Genomic DNA, 19450 nt, shown 5'->3' with positions numbered 1-19450 from the left:
ACCTTACACCGCCCGTCCCGCCAGCCGGTTGAAGACCTCGATCGGCACCGCCTCGCGATCCTCCCGCGTCTTCAGCAGGCATAAAAGCGTTCGGTGCACGGCCTCCGGATCGTCCTGCAGGCCGGAAATGTTCACCCCCTGCAAAGCCGCCACCCAATCCAGCGTCTCGGCAATGCCGGGCTTCTTGCGCAGATCCTCCGCGCGCAGTTTTTGCACGAAGCGTACGATCTGCCCGGCCAGCAATAAGGGCGTCTCCGGATAGCGCGTCTGCACGATGCGCAACTCGGCGGCCTCATCGGGGTAATCCACATAGGTGTAAAGGCAGCGCCGCCGCAGCGCGTTGGACAGCTCCCGCGTCGCATTCGAGGTCAGGATGACATGCGGAATGCTGCTCGCCCGGATCGTGCCGAGCTCCGGGATGGTGATCTGGTAGTCCGACAGCACTTCCAGCAGGAACGCCTCGAATTCCTCATCCGCGCGGTCGATCTCGTCGATCAGCAGCACCGGCGGCGATCCTTGCGTGATCGCCTCCAGCAGCGGGCGCTTCAGCAAGAACTCTTCAGAAAATATCCGGCTTTCCTTGTCGCGCGTCGTGGCCTGCTCGCACTCCAGCACGCGGATTTCCAAAATTTGGCGCTGGTAATTCCATTCATAGAGCGCGCTCGAGGCGTCCAGCCCCTCATAGCATTGCAGCCGGATCAGCCGCTGGCCCATGGCGGCCGCCAGCGCCTTGGCCAGCTCCGTCTTGCCGACCCCCGCCTCGCCCTCGACCAGCAGCGGGCGGCCGAGCTGGCGCATCATGGCGAGCGCCGTCGCCAGCGACAGGTCGGCGATGTAGCCGGCGCGCTCCAGATCGGCCCGGATCTCGGCGGGCGTGCTCATCAGGCGACGAGACCCAGCCCTTTGGCGTAGCTCCAGATGCGCGGCGGCGTATGCGGCATCTGCGTATGGACGCCGCCGAGCTGGGCGAAGGCATCGTTCACCGCGTTGGAGAAGGCCGGCACGCCGCCGACATTCGGGCTCTCGCCGACGCCTTTCGCGCCGATCGGATGATGCGGGCTCGGCGTCTCGGTGTAGTCGGTCTCCCAGACCGGCGTTTCGACGGCGGTCGGCAAAAAATAGTCCATGAAGGTGACGTTCTGGACGTTGCCGGCCTCGTCATAGTCGATGCTCTGTCCCATGGCGATGGCGAAGGCTTCGGTCAGGCCGCCATGCACCTGCCCCTCGATGATCATCGGGTTGATGCGGGTGCCGCAATCGTCGAGCGCGTAGAAGCGGCGGATCGCGGTCTCGCCCGTATCGACGTCGATATCGGCGACGCAGACATAGGCGCCGAACGGATAGGTGAAGTTCGGCGGGTCGTAATAGTCGACCGCCTCGAGGCCCATCTCCATGCCCGGCGGCACGTTGTTGTACGCCGCCCAAGCCAGCTCCTTCATCGATTTGCGCCGCTCGGGCAGGCCCTTCACCTGAAAACCGTCGACATCCCATTCGAGGTCGTCGTGGTGGACCTCCAGCAAATGGGCCGCGATCATCTGCGCCTTGTGGCGGATTTTTCGCCCGGCCCGCGAACAGGCCGCCCCCGCGACCGGCGTCGAGCGCGAGCCGTAGGTGCCGAGGCCATAAGGCGCGGTGTCGGTGTCGCCCTCCTCGATGGCGATCATGCTGGCGGGGATGCCGGTCTCGGTCGCCAGGATCTGCGCGTAGGTCGTCTCATGCGCCTGCCCCGTGCTCTTGGTGCCGAGCCGGGCGATCGCCGAGCCGGTCGGATGCACCCGGATCTCGCAGCTATCGAACATGCCGATGCCGAGGATGTCGCAATTCTTCGACGGCCCCGCCCCAACGATCTCGGTGAAGAACGCGACGCCGATGCCCATCAGCTCGCGCGTCTTGCCGGCCTTGAAATCGGCGAGGCGCTGAATCTGCTCGGCGCGCAAACCCCGGTAGTTCACCGCCTGCAACGCCTTGTGCATGGCGTTGGGGTAATTGCCGCTGTCATACTCCCAGCCGAGCGCGGAATGATAGGGGAATTGCTGCGGCTGGATGAAATTGCGCAGCCTGACCTCCGCTGGGTCGAGGTTCAGCTTCTGCGCCAGAATATCCACCAGCCGCTCGATCATGTACGCCGCTTCCGTCACCCGGAACGAGCAGCGATAGGCAACGCCCCCCGGCGCCTTGTTGGTATAGACGCCGTCCACTTCGACATGCGCGGCGGGGATGTCGTAGGAGCCGGTGCAAATGTGGAACAGGCCCGCCGGGAACTTCGTCGGGTCCGCGCAGGCATCGAAGGCGCCGTGATCGGCGAGCACATGCGCGCGAAGGCCGATGATCTTGCCGTCGCGGGTGGCGGCCAGTTCGCCGGTCATGTGGTAGTCGCGGGCAAAGGCCGTCGCGGACAGGTTCTCGATGCGGTCCTCGACCCATTTCACGGGCACGCCGAGCACGATCGATCCGACCACGCTCATCACATAGCCCGGATAGACGCCGACCTTATTGCCGAAACCGCCGCCGATGTCGGGCGCGATAACGCGGATCTTGTGCTCGGGAATGCCCGCGATCAGCGAGGCGACGGTGCGCACCACATGCGGCGCCTGGAAGGTGCCGTAGAGCGTCAGCTCGCCCTTGATCTTGTCCATCGAGGCGACCGAAGCGCAGGTCTCCAGCGGCGCCGGATGCACGCGCTGATAGGATAGCAGCTCCTTCACCGTCACTTCGGCGCGGGCGAAGGCCCGGGCGGTCTCGTCCCGGTCGCCGGCTTCCCAGGTGAAGATGTGGTTCGGATGCTTGCGCGGCCCATGCGCGCCGGTCAGCTTTTCGGCGATGTCCTCGCGCAGGACAGGTTCCCCCTCGGCCATCGCCCTGAACGGATCGACCAGCGGCGGCAATTCCTCATACTCGACCTCGACCAGCTCCGTCGCGTCGGAGGCGATATAGCGGTTCTCGGCGATGACGAAGGCGACTTCCTGGTTCTGGAACAGCACCTTTTGATGCGCCAGCACGGCCTGTACATCGCCCGCCAGCGTCGGCATGTAATGCAGGTTGAGCGGGATGAGGGCTTCCGCCGTCAGCACCGCGATGACGCCGGGCAGCGCCAGCGCCTTGTCCTTATTGATGTGCTTGATGCGGGCATGGGCGAAGGGCGAGCGGACGAAATCGCCGAACACCATGCCGGGCATGGCGATGTCGTCGATATAGCTGCCGCGCCCCTGCACGAAGCGGATGTCCTCGACGCGCTTCCGCTTGCAGCCGATGCCTTCGAGCTTGGCCTCGCGATCGACGATGGTCACATGCTCATTCATTCCGCCGCCTCCTTGATCTGCATTTTCTCCGCGGCGTGGCGGACGGCCTTGACGATGTTCTGATAGCCGGTGCAGCGGCAGAGGTTGCCCGATAGCCCCATGCGGATCTGCTCGTCGGTCGGGTCGGGGTTCTCCTGCAGAAGGCGGTAGCCGCGCATGATCATGCCGGGCGTGCAGAAGCCGCATTGCAGACCGTGCTCCTGGCGAAAGCTTTCCTGCAACGGGTGCAGCGTGCCGTCCGCCTGGGCCATGCCCTCAATGGTGCGGATCTGCGCGCCCTCGGCCTGCACGGCGAACATCGTGCAGGATTTCACCGACTTGCCGTTCATATCGACGGTGCAGGCGCCGCAATGGGTGGTGTCGCAGCCGATATGCGCGCCGGTGAGCCGCAGATCCTCGCGCAGGAAATGGATCAGCAGCGTGCGGTCGGCGACCTCGCGCTGTACCGCCTTGCCGTTGACCGTCAGCGAGATCAGCCTTTTAGCCATCCGAAAATGCCTCCCGTCTTGCCATCCTTGGGTGCGTCCTTGCCGTCCGCGGTCTCCGTTGCCCGCCCGGCGGCCTCGATCAGCGCGCGGCGGACCATAACGCCCGCCATCCGCCGTCGATATTCGGCCGAGCCGCGCCCGTCCGAGGCCGGACGGGTGATGGCTTCGGCGGCGGCGACGGCGGCATCGATGTCAGGCGGCAGCAGCGCGGTGCTGGTGATGCGGTCGACGGCGTCGGCGGCGTAGAGCGGGGTATCGCCGACATTGGTCAGCGCAATCGAGGCGCGCCGCACCACGCCGCCCGCCATCTCCAGCGTGACGGCGGCGGCGGCGGTCGCGTAATCGCCAATCTTGCGCTTCAGTTTCTTATAGGCGTAGCCCTGGCCCTTCGGCGGCAGCGCGAAGCGGATTTTGGTGATCATCTCGCCATCCGCGATGGCGGTGACATAAGCGCCCTGGTAATAGGCGCGGGCCTTGACGCTGCGCTGGCCTTTGGCGCTCTCGAGCAGATAGTCGGCGTCGAGGCATTGCATCAGACCGGGCATGTCGTTGCCGGGATCGCCATTGCCGACATTGCCGCCGATGGTGCCGAGATAGCGGATCTGGGGGTCGGCGATTTGCAGCGCGGTCTCGCGGATGATCGGGCAGGCGGCGGCGAGCTGTTCGTTCTCGATCAGCTCATGCTGGGTTGTGGCCGCGCCGATCTCAACCTCGCGGCCGCCGATGGCGACGCCTTTCAATTCGCCGATGCGGGAGATGTCGATGAGTTGCGCCGGCGCCGCCATGCGCAGTTTCATCATCGGGATGAGCGAGTGACCGCCGGCCAGGATGCGCCCGTCCGGTCCGGCGCGGCGCAGCATGTCGAGCGCCTGTGCCTTGCTGTCTGGCCGGTGATAGCTGAAATCACCTGGGATCATGCGTCCTCCCTGTCGGCTTTTGTGGCTCGCGGCATCGAGGCCGCGAATGCACGTCCTGCAAGGAAGTTTGTGCCCGAAACGCTTTGCCGGCGGCTCTGCGCGCACGAATGGCGGCTATTTTGCACGAGGCGCGGCGCCTCGCGGCGGCGCGGGCGCGGATGGGGTCGCTTCACTCAACCTAGGCTGGCTTGCGGAGCGCCTAAGCACTCGCCGCGGGGGAACAGTTGCGCTGTGGCGGGGTTGTCAAAGATCCAAACAGAGGAGACTCATCATGGATAAGGATCGCATCAAAGGCACCGCCCAGCAGGTCAAGGGCTCGGTCAAGGACGGCGTCGGCAAGATGACCGGCGACCCCAAGCTCCAAGCCGAAGGCAAGGCCGACAAGGCAGCCGGCAAGGTGAAGAGCACCGTCGGCGGCGTCAAGGATGCCGTTCGCGGCAAATAGTTTTGCGTTGAACTGATCGGGTCTCCCCGCTACCGGCTGCGCCGGACCGGAGGAGACCCGTCGCGCGCCACACGCAGGACGCGCAGACCCCCCAGCAGGCAACGCCGCGCGCTGCTTGGACGCGGCCCGCTCAAGCCGCAGCGAAGCCCTACGCCCTCGCCCGGCTCGCGATCACCAGCCCCGCCAGCACCAGCGCCGCCCCCGCCGCTTCCACCGGGCCCATCGTCTCGTCGAAGAACACCCAGGCGCTGATGGTGGCCACGACCGGCTGCGTCAGCAGCAGGATCGAGGCGAGGCCGACCGGCGCGCCACGCATGCCATAGGCGACGAGGCCCTGGCCGAAGACATGCGAGACGAGGCCCAGTCCGATCAGCACCAGCCAGCCGTTCGCGCTGGCCGGCAGCAGGCGCTCGCCCATCAAGGCCGCCACGCCGAACATCAGCACGCAGGTGACGATCGACGACCAGACCATGATCGAAAACGTGTCATGGTCGCGGCAGGCCCGCTTCACGGCGACGAGATAGAACGCATAGCCGAGCATGCCGAGCGCGGCGAGGCCGTTGCCCGCCAGTGTGCCGCTGCCATCGGCGCGCATCAGCGTCATGATCGCCGCCCCGCCGAGCGCCGCGACGAGGCCGGTCGCCTTGGCCGGGCCGAACCGTTCGCCGAACATCAGAAAGCCGGCCGCCAGCGCCACCACCGGCGCCAGATTGACGATCAGCGTCGCATGGGCGACGGAGGTCAGTTGCAGCGACCAGTTGTAGAAGGCCATGTCGATGGCGAAGAACAGGCCCGCCAGCGCCAGGATCGGCGTCAGGCGCAGGCGCGAATGCGAGCCGGCGCTTCCCGCCGCCAGCCGGAAGAAGGGCAGGAAGGCGATGATGGCGATCGCCATGCGCCAGCCGCCCGTCGCCAACGGGTCGACCTCGCTCAGCCGCACGAGGATGCCGGAAAATCCCGTCAGCGAGCCGCCAAAGGCGACGATCGCCAAGGGGAGCCCGGCCTGGACACGCGGCGGCGCCGGATAATCGACTGCGATGGTCATGACGGCTCGGCCCTTCATTGCTGCTGTGCGGAGTGGGGAGCGCAATGCCGGCTTCGCCTGGGCGCTGCTCACGCCTGGCAAAATGCTGAATTTCGTGGCATCATGGAAACGAATAATGCTTATTGCCACGATGAGAAATCTTGATGATCGATCTCGATCCCTCCTGCCTCCGCGCCTTCATCTCGGTGATCGACAGTGGCGGCTTCACCCGCGCCGGGGCGAGGCTCAACCGCACCCAGTCCGCGATCAGCATGCAGGTGCGCCGGCTGGAGGAAATGCTGGGCACAAAACTGTTCGAGGACCGCAAGAAGGCGACGCTGACGCCCGCCGGTGAGCGCATTCTCGAACATGCGCGGCGGATGCTGGCGCTGAACGACGAACTGGTCGGCCGGGCCAAGGGCGCCGATATTGCGGGCCGCGTGCGTCTCGGCACGCCGGACGATTACGTCTCCTTTTTCCTGCCGACGATTTTGCGGCGGCTGTCGATCACCCATCCGCAAGTCGAAGTCGAGGTGCGTTGCAACATGACCGCCGACCTGATGCCGGCGGTCGATCGCGGGGTGATCGATCTGGCCCTGATCACGCGGGCGAGCGGCGCCGACGAGGGCACGCCCTTGCGGCGCGAGCCGCTGATCTGGGCCGCCGCCGACGAGACCATCGCCAAGCGCCGCCCGCTGCCGCTGGCGCTGTTCTCGCCCGGCTGCCGCTTCCGCGAGGCGACGCTCGCGCAGCTCGACGCAGCGCATATTCCCTACCGGATCGCCTACGAAAGCCCGAGCGTCGCCAGCATCAGCGCGGCGGTGTGCGAGGGGCTGGCGATTTCGGCCCTGGCGCGGCTGTCGCTGCTGCCTTCGATGAAGGTGCTCGACGCCAGCCACGGCCTGCCGATCCTGCCGGATATCGAGATCGCGCTCTATGGGCCGAGGGGCATCGCCTCGCCCGCCGCGATGGCGGTCCGGGCGTCGCTGCTGGAGACGCTGTCCAGCAATCGGCCGGAGCGGGCGGCGGCTTAGGGCGCAGCGCTCACCCCAAAACACACGAAATCCCCGCGAAGGCGGGGATCCAGTACGCCGCAGCGCAAGTGGTTGGGCAGAAATCCAATTTCGAGTTTGTGAATACTGGATCCCCGCCTTCGCGGGGATTTCGATGGGGCTAAGCCTCCAGCCCGTTCTCCTGCACTTCCAGCACATGGCCGGACAGATACAGCGAGCCGGTGATCAGAATCCGCACCGGCTCCTTCGCTTCGCGGAAGCATAGCTCCAGCGCCTGGCGCAGATTGCCGGCGGGCTCGGCGAAGAAGCCCTTGTAACGCGCCATCGCGCAGAGCTCCTGCGCCGTATACGCATTCGGCTGGCCGGGAATGTCGACCGTGACGATGAAGCTGGCGAGGTTCTCGAAATGGTCAATGAAGCCGGACGCATCCTTGGTCGACATCATGCCGACGATGAGATGCAGCGGACGCGACACGCGCTCTTCGAGATCGGCGAGCGCCCGGGCCAACACCTCGCCCGCCGCGCTGTTGTGGCCGCCATCGAGCCATATCTCCGAGCCGGGCGGCACGAGCTGATGCAGCGGGCCATGCGCCAGCCGCTCCATCCGCGCGGGCCAGACGGCCGAAGACAGGCCCTTGGCGAGATCGTCTTCGGTGATCTGGAAGCCGTCGAGCGCGCGGGCCGCCGCAATCGCCGTCCCGGCATTGCCGATCTGATGCCCGCCCGCGAGGCGCGGCAGCGGCAGGTCGAGCAGCTCCCGCCCGTCCTGGAAGACCAGGCGGCCATGCTGCTCATAGGCGTCCCATTGCTCGCCGGCGATGATGAGCGGCGCGCCGATCTGCCGGGCGCGCATCTTGACGACGCCGAGAGCGAGGTCCGGCTGGCGGGAGACGATGCAGGGCGATCCGGCTTTCAGGATGCCGGCCTTCTCGCCCGCGATGGCCTCGATGGTCTCGCCGAGGAAGGTGGTGTGATCGATCGAGATCGGCGTGATGACGGTCAGCTTGGGGCGCTCGATGACGTTGGTGGCGTCGAGACGGCCGCCGAGGCCGGTTTCCAGCAGCACGATGTCGGCCGGGTGCTCGGCGAAGGCGAGAAAGGCGGCGGCGGTGGTGATCTCGAAGAAGGTGATCGGCTTGCCGGCATTGGCGGCTTCGGCGCGGCTCAGCACATCATGCAGCGCGCGCTCGCTGATCGGCTTGGCGCCGCCTTTCGCGGCCAGCGCGATGCGCTCGTGGAAATGGCGCAGATGCGGCGAGGTGAAGACGTGCACGCCGAGCCCGGCCGCCTCCAATATGGCGCGCAGGAAAGCGACGACCGAGCCCTTGCCGTTGGTGCCCGCGACATGGATCACCGCCGGCAGCGATTTATGCGGATCGCCCAGGGCCGCAAGCAGCCGGTTGATGCGGTCGAGCGAGAGATCGATGGATTTCGGGTGAAGATGCTCGAAGCGCGCAAGCAGTTCGGCGGTCCCGGTGGTGGAGGCGGTCATTGGGGCGCCCTCTCCTTGTGCCTGGGCAGGATGTTACGGTTCAGCGCCGGCGCGGCGCCCAGCGGAAGGATGATCGCATGAAGCGCCCTGAAAAAGAAATAAGCGGCCCCGCGGCAAAGCCACCCGGCCGCTCATCCTAGCTCTTGTGTGTCGCGGGATGACGAGCGGAAAACCGGTTCCCTCTCATCCCGCTCCGGGCATCATGCTTATTCGGCGGCGGCCTTCTCCGGCGACGGCAAGGCGATCGTGCCCGGATCGTTGGCGGCCTGCTGCGGCAGGTCGCGGGCCGGATTGTCGACCACGATGCGCGGCGTCTCGCTGGCGGAAAATGCCTCGGCGGGCACGTCCGGCTCGACCCGGCGTTTCAATTCGCGGCGCTCCATGAACAGGCTGCACAGCCGGCTCAGCGTCTCGCGCAGTTGATGGCGATGCACGACGATGTCGACCATGCCGTGCTCAAGCAGATATTCCGCGCGCTGAAAACCGTCGGGCAGCTTTTCGCGGATGGTCTGCTCGATGACGCGCGGGCCGGCAAAGCCGATCAGCGCGCCCGGCTCGGCGATATGCACGTCGCCCAGCATGGCGTAGGAGGCGGTGACGCCGCCCGTCGTCGGATGGGTCAGCACGACCAGATAGGGCAGGCGCGCTTCGCGCAGCTTCTGCACGGCGACGGTGGTGCGCGGCATCTGCATCAGCGACAGCATGCCCTCCTGCATGCGCGCCCCGCCCGAGGCCGCGAACAGGATATAGGGCGTCTCTTTTTCCACAGCTTTCAGCATGGAGGTGACGATCGCCTCCCCTGCCGCCATGCCGAGCGAGCCGCCCATGAAGGCGAAATCCTGAACCGCGGCGACCACGTCCTGGCCGTCCAGCGTGCCGAGCCCGGCCAGAACGGCGTCCTCCAGGCCGGTCTTGGCCTTGGCATCCTTCAGCCGGTCGACATAACGCTTCTCGTCGCGGAATTTCAGCGGGTCGAGCGGCACTTCGGGCAGTCCGATCTTCTCGAACTTGCCTTCGTCGAACACGGATTTCAGCCGCGCCTCCGCGCCCATGCGCAGATGATAGTTCGACCCCGGAATGACGAGCTGGTTGGCTTCGACATCCTTGTAGAAGACCATCTGCCCGGTTTCGGGGCATTTCACCCACAAATTTTCGGGGACTTCCCGCTTATGCCAGAAGTCACGGATCTTTGGGCGGACGACGTTGTTGATCCAGTTCACTGTTTTAAAACGCCTCTCACGCTGAGACAGTCTGATCAGGATGCTCGGCGGTCATCGGCGCCGGGCGCCGGACCAACCCCTTCGAAAGCAATGATACCAGAGAAATCACGCTTTCAACGGTAGATGGGGTTGCTCCGCCATCTTTGTCCAGACTTGTTGCAACCGCGTTCACAAGGGCCGAGCCGACCACGACTCCGTCGGCATAAGCCCCGATGGCCTCGACCTGTTCGGCCGACTTGACGCCAAACCCCACACAAACCGGCAAGGCCGTCTGGCGCTTGATCCTGTCTACGCTGTCCTTGACGGCGGTGACATCGGGCGCCCGCGTGCCGGTAATGCCCGCAATGGAAACATAATAAACGAAGCCGCTGGTATTGGCGAGCACCGCGGGCAGACGCTTGTCGTCGGTCGTCGGCGTCGCGAGGCGGATGAAATTCAGGCCGCCCTCGATGGCGGGCAGGCAGATTTCGGCATCTTCCTCCGGCGGCACGTCGACGACGATCAGCCCGTCGACCCCGGCGGCGAAGGCGTCGCGCACGAACGCGTCGGGGCCGTAGATGTAGATCGGGTTGTAATAGCCCATCAGCACGATCGGCGTCGTCGTGTCGGTCTCGCGGAAGCTGCGCACCATGGCGAGCGTCTTGCGCACGGTCATGCCCGATTTCAGCGCCCGCAGCGACGACGCCTGAATGGAGGGGCCGTCCGCCATCGGATCGGTGAAGGGCATGCCGAGTTCGATAACGTCGGCGCCGGCGGCCGGGAGGGCCTGCAGCAACCCGTAGGAGGTCTCGTAATCCGGATCGCCGGCGGTGATGAAGGTCACCAGGGCGGGCCGTCCGTCGGCGCCCTTGAGCCTTGCAAATGTCTCGTCGATCCTGGTCCGCGCCACGTCCGTCTCCTCGATGCCGGGTTTGCCAGCTCTACATTTCCATTCCGAGATGATCGGCGACCGCGAAAATATCCTTATCGCCACGGCCGCAGAGGTTCATCACCAGAAGATTGTCCTTGGTTAATGTCGGCGCCAGCTTGGTCACGAAGGCCAGTGCGTGCGCAGGCTCCAGCGCCGGAATAATGCCTTCGAGCTTCGTGCAGAGCTGAAAGGCCGTCAGCGCCTCCTTGTCCGTCGCCGAGACATAGGTCACCCGGCCGCTATCGCGCAGCCAGGCATGTTCGGGGCCGACGCCGGGATAGTCGAGGCCGGCGGAAATCGAATGGCCTTCGAGGATCTGGCCGTCATCATCCTGCAAGAGATAGGTGCGATTGCCGTGCAGAACGCCCGGCCTGCCGCCGTTCATCGAAGCGGCATGACCGTTGTTCACCTCGAGGCCGTGGCCGCCGGCTTCGACGCCGTAAATGGCGACCTGGCGGTCATCGAGGAAATCGTGGAAGAGGCCAATGGCGTTCGAGCCGCCGCCGATGCAGGCGACCAGCGTGTCGGGCAGGCGGCCTTCGCGCTCCATCATCTGCTGGCGGGTTTCGCGGCCGATGATCGACTGGAAATCGCGCACCATGGCCGGGTAGGGATGCGGGCCCGCCGCTGTGCCGATGATGTAGAAGGTGTTCTCGACATTCGCCACCCAGTCGCGCAGCGCGTCGTTCATGGCGTCTTTCAGCGTCCCGGTGCCGGAGGTGACCGGCACGATCTCGGCGCCGAGCAGCTTCATGCGGAAGACGTTCGGCTTCTGCCGCTCGATGTCGGTCGCGCCCATATAGACGACGCAGGGCAGGCCGAAGCGGGCCGCGACGGTGGCGACGGCGACGCCGTGCTGACCAGCGCCGGTCTCGGCGATGATGCGGGTCTTGCCCATGCGGCGGGCGAGCTGGATCTGGCCGAGGCAGTTGTTGATCTTGTGCGAGCCGGTGTGATTGAGCTCGTCGCGCTTGAAATAGATTTTTGCGCCGCCGAAATGCTCGGTCAGCCGCTCGGCGAAATAGAGAGGGCTCGGGCGGCCGGAATAATGCGCGTTGAGCTGGTCGAGTTCGGCCTTGAAGCCAGGGTCGCGCTTGGCGGCCTCATAGGCTTCCTCAAGCTCCAGGATCAGCGGCATGAGCGTTTCTGCGACGAAGCGGCCGCCATAGATGCCGAAATGTCCGGTCTCGTCGGGGCCGGTGCGGTAGCTGTTCGGCAGGGCGTCGGTCGTTTTATCCATGTGCGATCTCTTCCAGCGCGGCGGCGCGTACGGCCTCGGCGAAACGGCGGATCAGGGCGGCATCCTTGATGCCGGGGGCGGTCTCGACACCCGAGGAGACGTCGACGACGGCGGGGCCGGTCAGGGCGATGGCCGCGCCGACATTGCCGGGCGTCAGGCCGCCGGAGAGCATGAAGCGCAGCTTGCCGCGAAGGGGCGAGAGCAGGCGCCAGTCGAAGGCGAAGCCATTGCCGCCGGGATGCAGGGCATCGCGGGGGGCCTTGGCGTCGAAGAGGATGAGGTCGGCGGCCTCGCGATAGGCATCGGCGCGGGCGGTGTCGCCCTCGGCCTCGATGCTGATCGCCTTGATGACGGGCCGGCCGGCCAGCGTGCGGATCTGCGCCGAGCGGGCGGGCGATTCGCTGCCGTGAAGCTGGATCATGTCCGGGTCGGCGGCGGCCACGATGGCGGCGATCTCGGAATCGGTGGCGTCTACCACCAGCGCGACGCTGGTGATGCGGCCCCGGGCGGCTTTGGCCAGGGTGGCGGCGTCATCGAGAGCGATATGGCGCGGGCTGCGCGGAAAGAACACCATGCCGAAATGGCTGGCGCCGGCCGCGAGCGCCGCTTCGAGAGCGTCGTGCGTCCGAATTCCGCAGATTTTTACGCCGGTGCCCACTGACACATACCTTCTCTAGCCGCGCGACGCGAAGCAAAGCCTATATCAAGTGCGCTGCAGCAATTGCAAGCGTGACAACAGCTTGATGGCGGCTCTGTGGCGGTGCGGCGGCGATTCTCACGTCCCCGGCGCGGTGCTGAGCCGGGCCGTGACTTCGATCTCGATGCGCATGCGCGGATCGGAAAGGCCCGCCTCGAGCATGGTCGCGGCCGGACGAATCTCGCCGAATCGGCTCTTCAGCACGGGCCAGCAGGCGGGGAAATCGTCGCGGTCGGGGAGGATGTAGGTGACGCGGACGACATCGCTCAGCGTGGCGCCGGCTTCGGCCAGCGCGGCTTCGATATTCTTCAGCGCCTGATCGCATTGCGCGACGGTGTCGTCGCTGATGCTCATGGTGGCGTAGTCGAAGCCGGTGGTGCCGGAGACGAAGACCCAGCCGTCGATGACCACAGCGCGGGAATAGCCGATTTCGCCTTCGAAGGAGGAGCCGGAGGAAATGAGGCGTCGCATGAGAATTGGTGCTCGCGAATTGCGGGCGCCGATATTCGGCGGCCATTGATCTGCCACACCGTCGCCCCGGCCGTCAGAGCCGGGGCCTGCTCGCCTCGCGGCGGGGCATGGGGGTGCTGATGGGCCATTGGATCCCCGCTCGGCCTGAAGGCCGTCCGGGACGACGATAAGGGAAAACCCTAGTGAATCCGGGGCCGTTCCTGGATGTCCGTCTGCGAGGTGAAGGCGCGGAGCTGCTGCGGCGCGCGTTCCATGACGCGCAGATGCCGGGTCAGCCGCTCATTCTCCTTCTTCAGCTCGAACAGCTCATGGGCGCGGCGGCGGGCGGCGGTGCGCCATCGGGCCTGTCCGAGCCAGGCGGCGGCGGCGCCGATCAGGAAGCCGACGAGCAGCGCGCCGAACAGGAAGACGAAGAGCGGCGCGTCGAAGGCGAAGACACTGTTGGGTCCAGCGATCGGGTCGAAGACGAATCGCACCAGATGGCGGTTGGCCACGGCGAAGGCCAGCGCGACGATGGCGACGAGGAAAAGAATAAGATAACGCAGCGATCGCATTGGCAGCTCCGGCTTTTGCTGGCAGATCAGGCTTTCTTTTTCTTGCTCTTCGCTTTCGGCGCCGACTTTACCTTGGATTTGGTTTCTGAATCATTATTCATCCGGGAGCGCAATTCCTTACCCGTTTTAAAATACGGTACGTATTTTTCCTCGACGAAGACCTGCTCCCCGGTGCGGGGATTGCGGCCGGCGCGCGCCGGCCTGCGCTTGACCGAGAATGCGCCGAACCCGCGCAACTCGACGCGCTCGCCCCTCGAGAGCGAATCGATAATCTCATCGAAAATTACGTTCACAATAAGCTCGACGTCGCGTTGGAAGAGATGCGGATTTTCGCCCGCGATCTTTTCGATAAGCTCCGATTTTATCATTGATGCCCGTTCCGGCTTTGGCGATCTACTTCAATTTATTGTTGATTTTGAGGGTGCCAAACAGAAATGAGGCCGTCAAGATGGTTAAACCGGGTCGCGTCCCCAATTAATTCAGCGGCCTGTTCAAAAACGCCGCCGAACAGCGAAGCCGCCCCCTGCATCATGCTCCGCATAAAGAAAGAACTAGAGGTACTTTCAGGCTTTTTCTCGATCACTTCGAGGTCTTTTGGGACGCCGCGCTTTTCCTGCAGCCATTTCAGCGCGCTCTCTTCATCGCCGATCTCGTCGATCAGGCCGATTTCGAGCGCCTGGCGGCCGGTATAGATGCGGCCGGTGCGGACCTGCTCGAGCGATCCTTCGGCCAGCTTGCGCCGGTCGGTGACGATGTTGACGAACCAGTTGCGCGATTCGTTCACAAGTTCTTCCACCAGGGCGCGGCCGGCCGGGTCCGGCACGGTGAAGGGCGAGGGCACGGCTTTCAGCGGGCCGCTGCGGACTTCCTCGACCTTGATGCCGACATTCTTCAAAAGTTCGGAGAACTCGGCATATTGCAGGATGACGCCGACCGAGCCGGTGATGGTGTTGCCGCGCGCCACGATATGGTCGGCGGAGATGCCGGCGAGATAGGCGGCCGAAGTGGCGGCGGTGCCGAAGACGGCGACGACGGGCTTCTTCTCGGCGAGGCGGCGCAGGGAGTTGTAGAGCGCTTCGGCGCCCGCCGTGGTGCCGCCGGGGCTGTCGACATAGAGGATGACGCCGCGCACCTGATCGCTGTCGCCGACGGCCTTGATGAGCTTGCGCTGCTCTCGATTGTCGGAGATGAAGCCCTCGACGGTGACGCGCGCTACATGCGGCGAGAAGCTGAGATCGGCGAGCATATCTTTGTCGCGGCTGATGATGAAGCCGACCACGGCCGCGACGGCGAGCACTATGGCGCCGATCCGCCAAAAGCTGAGGCGTCGTTTGAGACGGCGGCGTTCGGCGAGGCTGTCGGCATCAAGCGTCATGACTGGACCAATTCCTTCAACGGAAACATGGACCTTAATCATTTTCCATTAAGCGATCGCGGTCCAGCGTGTTTCGTCTACGCAGCAAATTTTGGGAAAAACTTCGAGAAGCCCGTCTCCGTTCCGGCCGAACGGCGGGCCTTACGCAATACGCAGTCGGCGGAAATCGGGAAGGCTCCGATGGAGCCCGGAGCCTTCCCGGACGCGTTACTTTACTCTTTGTCGCCCTTGTCGGCTTCGCCCTTTTCCTGGGCGCGCGACAGGGCCGCACCGAGAATGTCGCCGAGCGAGGCGCCGCTGTCGGTCGAGCCGAACTGCGCCACGGCTTCCTTCTCCTCGGCGATTTCCAGCGCCTTGATGGAGACGGCGATCTTGCGGCTGTTCTTGTCGATCGACTGGATCACCGCATCGACCATGTCGCCGGGCGAGAAACGCTCGGGGCGCTGCTCGGACCGGTCGCGCGAGAGGTCGGCGCGGCGGATGAAAGCGGTCATATCGGTGCCGGAAATTTTCACTTCCAGCCCGCCTTCCTTGACTTCGATGACTTCGCAGGTGACCACGGAGCCCTTCTTCAGCGCGCCGGCCGACTGGAACGGATCGGTGCCGAGCTGCTTGATGCCCAGGCTGATACGCTCCTTGTCCGGGTCGGTGTCGAGCACCACGGCGCGGACTTCGTCGCCTTTGTTATATTCCTTGAGCGCTTCCTCGCCTGGCTTGTTCCAGTCGAGGTCGGACAGGTGCACCATGCCGTCGATGCCGCCGTCGAGGCCGATGAACAGGCCGAACTCGGTGACGTTGCGGACCTGCCCCGAGAGCTCGGTGCCCTTGGGATATTTTTCCGCGAAAGCCGACCACGGATTTTCCTGGGTCTGCTTCAGGCCGAGCGAGATGCGGCGCTTGTTCGGGTCGACTTCCAGCACCTGGACTTCGACTTCCTGGCTGGTCGAGACGATCTTGCCGGGGTGAATGTTCTTTTTCACCCAGCTCATTTCGGAGACGTGGATCAGGCCCTCGACACCCGGCTCCAATTCGACGAAAGCGCCGTAATCGGTGATGTTGGTGACCTTGCCGGTGAACTTGGCGCCGAGCGGATATTTCGCCTCGATGCCTTCCCACGGGTCGGATTCGAGCTGCTTCATGCCGAGGCTGATGCGGTGCGTATCGGGATTGATGCGGACGATCTGCACCTTCACCGTGTCGCCGACATTCAGGATCTCGCTCGGATGGTTGACGCGGCGCCATGCCATGTCGGTGACATGGAGGAGACCGTCAATGCCGCCCAGATCGATGAACGCGCCGTAATCGGTGATGTTCTTGACGACGCCGTCGACGCTCTGGCCCTCTTCGAGCTTGGCGACGATTTCCGAGCGCTGTTCGGCGCGCGTCTCTTCGAGGACGGAGCGACGCGAGACCACGATATTGCCGCGGCGGCGGTCCATCTTCAGGATCTGGAAAGGCTGCGGCACGTTCATCAGCGGGCCGATGTCGCGCACCGGGCGGATGTCGACCTGGGAGCCCGGAAGGAAGGCCACGGCGCCGTCGAGATCGACAGTGAAGCCGCCCTTGACCTTATTGAAGATGACGCCCTCGACCTTTTCATTGGCCGTGAATTTCTCTTCGAGGCGGTTCCAGCTCTCCTCGCGGCGCGCCTTTTCGCGCGACAGGACAGCCTCGCCCATGGCATTTTCGACGCGCTCGAGATAGACCTCGACCTCGTCGCCCACGGCGACGGTCGATGCGCGGCCATTGATGCCGAATTCTTTCAGCGCCACCCGGCCTTCGGTCTTCAGGCCCACGTCGATGACGGCGAGATCATTTTCGATCGCGACGATGCGGCCTTTGACAACGGCGCCTTCGTCGATGTCGGATTTTTGGAAGGATTCCTCGAGGAGAGCGGCAAAATCCTCCTGAGACGGATTATACTCCCTGGCTCCCTGTTCGGTTGCTTGCGGTAAGCTCATTAAAGTCCCTGCCGGTCGTTGGTGCGGCGCCAATTGCGCCAAATGGAATAGGCGGCCAGCCTCTCCTTACCGGCGAGGAGGGGACCGATCCGTCAATTCATGTGCTCTTTGTTGCCGGAAAGACAGGGCAGCACCCGCTGACAACTCTGGATAGTGTCGCACTCAGAGGACAAAAATCCGTCTAGAGCGGCGAAGAGCGGCCAATCGCGGCGTCGATCAATCTCACGGCGGCGAAGAATGCTGCTTCTATATCCAATTTCGTCGTATCGAGCAAGTACGCGTCCTCCGCCATGCGCAGCGGAGAGGCGGTCCGATATTGGTCGCGGTGGTCGCGTTTCTCAAGATCGGCAAAGACATCCTGCTCGGATATGCTCTCCCCCAGCGTGGTCAGCTCAAGATGGCGACGGCGGGCGCGTTCGGCAAGATCGGCGGTGATGAAGAGCTTGACGTCGGCATTGGGGAAAATCACCGTGCCGATATCGCGCCCCTCGACCACCGCGCCGGATCGTCGTTCGGCGAACGCCTTCTGCGCTTCGAGCAGGGCAGCGCGCACGGCCGGGAATTGCGCGATGACGGAGGCCGCTTCGCCCATATGGCGGGCGCGCAGCTCGGCATCTTCGAGCGTCGTCGGATCGAGCGAACGAGCGGCGTGCTCGGCCGCCGTCTGGTCTTCGAGCGGGATGCCGGCCGCCAGCATATCCCGCGCGACGCCGCGATAGAGCATGCCGGTGTCGAGATGGGCGAGGCCGTAATGCTGGGCGATGCGCTTGGCCAGCGTGCCCTTGCCGGATGCGGCCGGTCCGTCGATGGCGATGATCATACGCCGGCGTCTCCGTGCGGCTCCAGGCGGGCGCCGAGGCTGGTCATCAGGGCGACGAAATTGGGAAAGCTGGTCTCGATCATCGTAATATCATCGACCGCGACGGGCGATTGCGCGCCGAGTCCGAGCGTCAGAAAGGCCATGGCGATGCGGTGATCCATGTCGGTGACGACGGTCGCGCCGCCGGGAACGCCCTTGCCGCCGCGCACCGCCATCCAGTCCGGGCCGGTGGTGACATCGACGCCGCAAGCCTTCAGCCCGGCCTCGGTGGCGGACAGCCGGTCGCTCTCCTTCACCCGCAGCTCGGCGAGGCCCAGCATCCGCGTCTCGCCCTCGGCATAGGCGGCGAGCGCCGCCAGCACCGGATATTCGTCGATCATCGATGGCGCGCGCTCGGGCGGCACGGTGACGCCTTTCAGCTTGCTATGGCGAACGCGGATGTCGGCGACCGGTTCGCCGCCCTGCTCGCGGCGGTTCTCGAAGCTGACATCGGCGCCCATTTCGAGCAGCGTCTCGTAGAAGCCTATGCGCGTCGGGTTAATGAGAACGTTCTCGATGACGATATCGGAGCCGGGGCAGATCAGCGCGGCGGCGGCCGGGAAGGCCGAGGAGCTGGGATCGGCCGGCACCTCGATCGGGCGGCCCTTCAGCACCGGCTGGCCGGTCAGCGTGATGATGCGGCCGTCATCGGTATCCTCGATGCGGATTCGCGCGCCGAGATAGGTGAGCATCTTTTCGGTGTGGTCGCGCGTCGCCTCGGCCTCGATGACCGTGGTCTCGCCCGGCGCGCTGAGCCCCGCGATCAGCACCGCCGATTTCACCTGCGCCGACGGCACCGGCAGCTTGTACGTAATCGGGATGACGTCGCCGGTGCCGCGCAGGGTGAGCGGCAGCGTGTCCCGGTCGCCCTCGGCGATGGAGAGGCCCATCTGGCGCAGCGGCTTCAGTACGCGGCCCATCGGACGGCGGCAAAGCGAGGCGTCGCCGGTAAACACGGCTTCGATGGGATGGCCGGTGACGACGCCCGCCATCAGCCGCGCGCCGGTGCCGGAATTGCCGAAATCGAGCGCTTCCTCCGGCGAGACCAGCCCGCCGATGCCCCGTCCGGTGACGGTCCAGACGCCGTCCGCGCCGGTCACGCCCGCGCCGAGCTGTCCGACGATCCGGGCCGTGGCGAGCACATCGCCCGCCTCCAGAAGCCCGGTGATCCGGGTTTCCCCGATGGCGAGAGCGCCGAACATCAGCGCCCGATGCGATATGGATTTGTCCCCAGGCACCTTGGCGCGGCCGGAGAGCGGCCCCGATTGAGCGGCGGCGAGCATTGGCATGACGAAAGGCCCGTGCGTTGAGCAAAGAATGGGCGTTCTGCAAGAAGCCTCAGTGGCGCCATAGAGCCGTCAGACGGGCGGTCTGTCAATTCTCAATCGCTGCGGCGCACAGGCGCGATCATTTGCCTTTGACAGGATGCGCCGTCCATGCCTATGCAATTGGTTCATTCCCCCCAAAAAGTCCGAGCGACGTTTT

19 protein-coding genes are annotated in these 19450 nt (G+C 65.1%); 2 read left to right on the top strand and 17 right to left on the bottom strand.

The window, feature by feature from the left end; genetic code table 11:
- Positions 1 to 3: 3 nt before the first annotated feature.
- From BLEFHOIH_RS15445 to BLEFHOIH_RS15430, 4 genes are read right to left on the bottom strand one after another with little or no spacing between them, the layout of a single operon-like run.
- Positions 4 to 882 (bottom strand): MoxR family ATPase, encoded by an 879-nt coding sequence (locus tag BLEFHOIH_RS15445; RefSeq protein ID WP_088346921.1) that lies wholly within the window; start codon positions 880 to 882, stop codon positions 4 to 6.
- Entirely contained in the window at positions 882 to 3299 is a 2418-nt protein-coding gene (locus BLEFHOIH_RS15440; RefSeq protein ID WP_088346920.1) for an aerobic carbon-monoxide dehydrogenase large subunit, read from the bottom strand. The genes BLEFHOIH_RS15445 and BLEFHOIH_RS15440 overlap by 1 nt, the downstream gene beginning before the upstream one ends.
- On the bottom strand, positions 3296 to 3787 hold the full coding sequence (locus BLEFHOIH_RS15435; protein WP_088346919.1) for a (2Fe-2S)-binding protein: 492 nt from the start codon (positions 3785 to 3787) through the stop codon (positions 3296 to 3298). The genes BLEFHOIH_RS15440 and BLEFHOIH_RS15435 overlap by 4 nt, the downstream gene beginning before the upstream one ends.
- Positions 3772 to 4704, bottom strand: a complete 933-nt coding sequence (locus BLEFHOIH_RS15430; protein ID WP_088346918.1) for a xanthine dehydrogenase family protein subunit M — start codon at positions 4702 to 4704, stop codon at positions 3772 to 3774. Before BLEFHOIH_RS15430 ends, BLEFHOIH_RS15435 begins: the two co-directional genes overlap by 16 nt.
- A gap of 271 nt (positions 4705 to 4975) precedes the next feature.
- Between BLEFHOIH_RS15430 and BLEFHOIH_RS15425 the strand changes: the two genes are divergently transcribed.
- The gene (locus tag BLEFHOIH_RS15425) at positions 4976 to 5149 is read left to right on the top strand and encodes a CsbD family protein (RefSeq protein WP_088346917.1); all 174 of its coding nucleotides are present in this window, start codon (positions 4976 to 4978) and stop codon (positions 5147 to 5149) included.
- Positions 5150 to 5297: 148 nt separating this feature from the next.
- Here the strand turns inward: BLEFHOIH_RS15425 and BLEFHOIH_RS15420 are convergent, their stop codons facing one another.
- Positions 5298 to 6194, bottom strand: a complete 897-nt coding sequence (locus BLEFHOIH_RS15420) for an EamA family transporter (protein WP_170937181.1) — start codon at positions 6192 to 6194, stop codon at positions 5298 to 5300.
- 143 nt (positions 6195 to 6337) lie between these two features.
- On the opposite strand from BLEFHOIH_RS15420, the gene BLEFHOIH_RS15415 reads away from it, so the two are divergent.
- Positions 6338 to 7207: a LysR substrate-binding domain-containing protein gene (locus BLEFHOIH_RS15415; protein WP_088346915.1), complete on the top strand. Its 870-nt coding sequence runs from the start codon at positions 6338 to 6340 to the stop codon at positions 7205 to 7207.
- Between the two features lie 139 nt (positions 7208 to 7346).
- Here the strand turns inward: BLEFHOIH_RS15415 and BLEFHOIH_RS15410 are convergent, their stop codons facing one another.
- The 12 genes from BLEFHOIH_RS15410 to aroA form a co-directional block, all read right to left on the bottom strand.
- On the bottom strand, positions 7347 to 8678 hold the full coding sequence (locus BLEFHOIH_RS15410) for a folylpolyglutamate synthase/dihydrofolate synthase family protein (protein WP_088346914.1): 1332 nt from the start codon (positions 8676 to 8678) through the stop codon (positions 7347 to 7349).
- A 206-nt stretch (positions 8679 to 8884) separates the two neighbouring features.
- The gene (gene accD / locus BLEFHOIH_RS15405) at positions 8885 to 9898 is read right to left on the bottom strand and encodes an acetyl-CoA carboxylase, carboxyltransferase subunit beta (RefSeq protein ID WP_088346913.1); all 1014 of its coding nucleotides are present in this window, start codon (positions 9896 to 9898) and stop codon (positions 8885 to 8887) included.
- 16 nt (positions 9899 to 9914) lie between these two features.
- Positions 9915 to 10787, bottom strand: a complete 873-nt coding sequence (trpA, locus tag BLEFHOIH_RS15400) for a tryptophan synthase subunit alpha (protein ID WP_088346912.1) — start codon at positions 10785 to 10787, stop codon at positions 9915 to 9917.
- A 31-nt stretch (positions 10788 to 10818) separates the two neighbouring features.
- A complete protein-coding gene (gene trpB / locus BLEFHOIH_RS15395) occupies positions 10819 to 12048 on the bottom strand; it encodes a tryptophan synthase subunit beta (RefSeq protein WP_088346911.1) in 1230 nt (409 codons plus the stop codon).
- Positions 12041 to 12712, bottom strand: coding sequence for a phosphoribosylanthranilate isomerase (locus tag BLEFHOIH_RS15390; protein WP_348626054.1), 672 nt, complete (start codon positions 12710 to 12712; stop codon positions 12041 to 12043). Before BLEFHOIH_RS15390 ends, trpB begins: the two co-directional genes overlap by 8 nt.
- A gap of 111 nt (positions 12713 to 12823) precedes the next feature.
- Entirely contained in the window at positions 12824 to 13216 is a 393-nt protein-coding gene (locus BLEFHOIH_RS15385) for a RidA family protein (RefSeq protein WP_088346909.1), read from the bottom strand.
- Positions 13217 to 13395: 179 nt separating this feature from the next.
- Positions 13396 to 13770 (bottom strand): lipopolysaccharide assembly protein LapA domain-containing protein, encoded by a 375-nt coding sequence (locus tag BLEFHOIH_RS15380; RefSeq protein ID WP_088346908.1) that lies wholly within the window; start codon positions 13768 to 13770, stop codon positions 13396 to 13398.
- 26 nt (positions 13771 to 13796) lie between these two features.
- Entirely contained in the window at positions 13797 to 14138 is a 342-nt protein-coding gene (ihfB, locus tag BLEFHOIH_RS15375; protein ID WP_088346907.1) for an integration host factor subunit beta, read from the bottom strand.
- 35 nt (positions 14139 to 14173) lie between these two features.
- A complete protein-coding gene (gene sppA, locus BLEFHOIH_RS15370) occupies positions 14174 to 15145 on the bottom strand; it encodes a signal peptide peptidase SppA (protein ID WP_170937180.1) in 972 nt (323 codons plus the stop codon).
- A 212-nt stretch (positions 15146 to 15357) separates the two neighbouring features.
- Complete coding sequence (rpsA, locus tag BLEFHOIH_RS15365; protein ID WP_088346905.1) at positions 15358 to 17106, bottom strand: 30S ribosomal protein S1; 1749 nt, start codon at positions 17104 to 17106, stop codon at positions 15358 to 15360.
- 181 nt (positions 17107 to 17287) lie between these two features.
- Positions 17288 to 17926, bottom strand: coding sequence for a (d)CMP kinase (gene cmk, locus BLEFHOIH_RS15360; RefSeq protein WP_088346904.1), 639 nt, complete (start codon positions 17924 to 17926; stop codon positions 17288 to 17290).
- Positions 17923 to 19254: a 3-phosphoshikimate 1-carboxyvinyltransferase gene (aroA, locus tag BLEFHOIH_RS15355; RefSeq protein WP_088346903.1), complete on the bottom strand. Its 1332-nt coding sequence runs from the start codon at positions 19252 to 19254 to the stop codon at positions 17923 to 17925. The genes cmk and aroA overlap by 4 nt, the downstream gene beginning before the upstream one ends.
- Positions 19255 to 19450 lie beyond the last annotated feature (196 nt).

This window comes from Rhodomicrobium sp. R_RK_3 (assembly GCF_002198715.1).
Lineage (GTDB): Bacteria > Pseudomonadota > Alphaproteobacteria > Rhizobiales > Rhodomicrobiaceae > R-RK-3.
The sequence above is the reverse complement of the archived record's forward strand: the minus strand, read 5'-3'. Positions and strand labels throughout refer to the sequence as shown.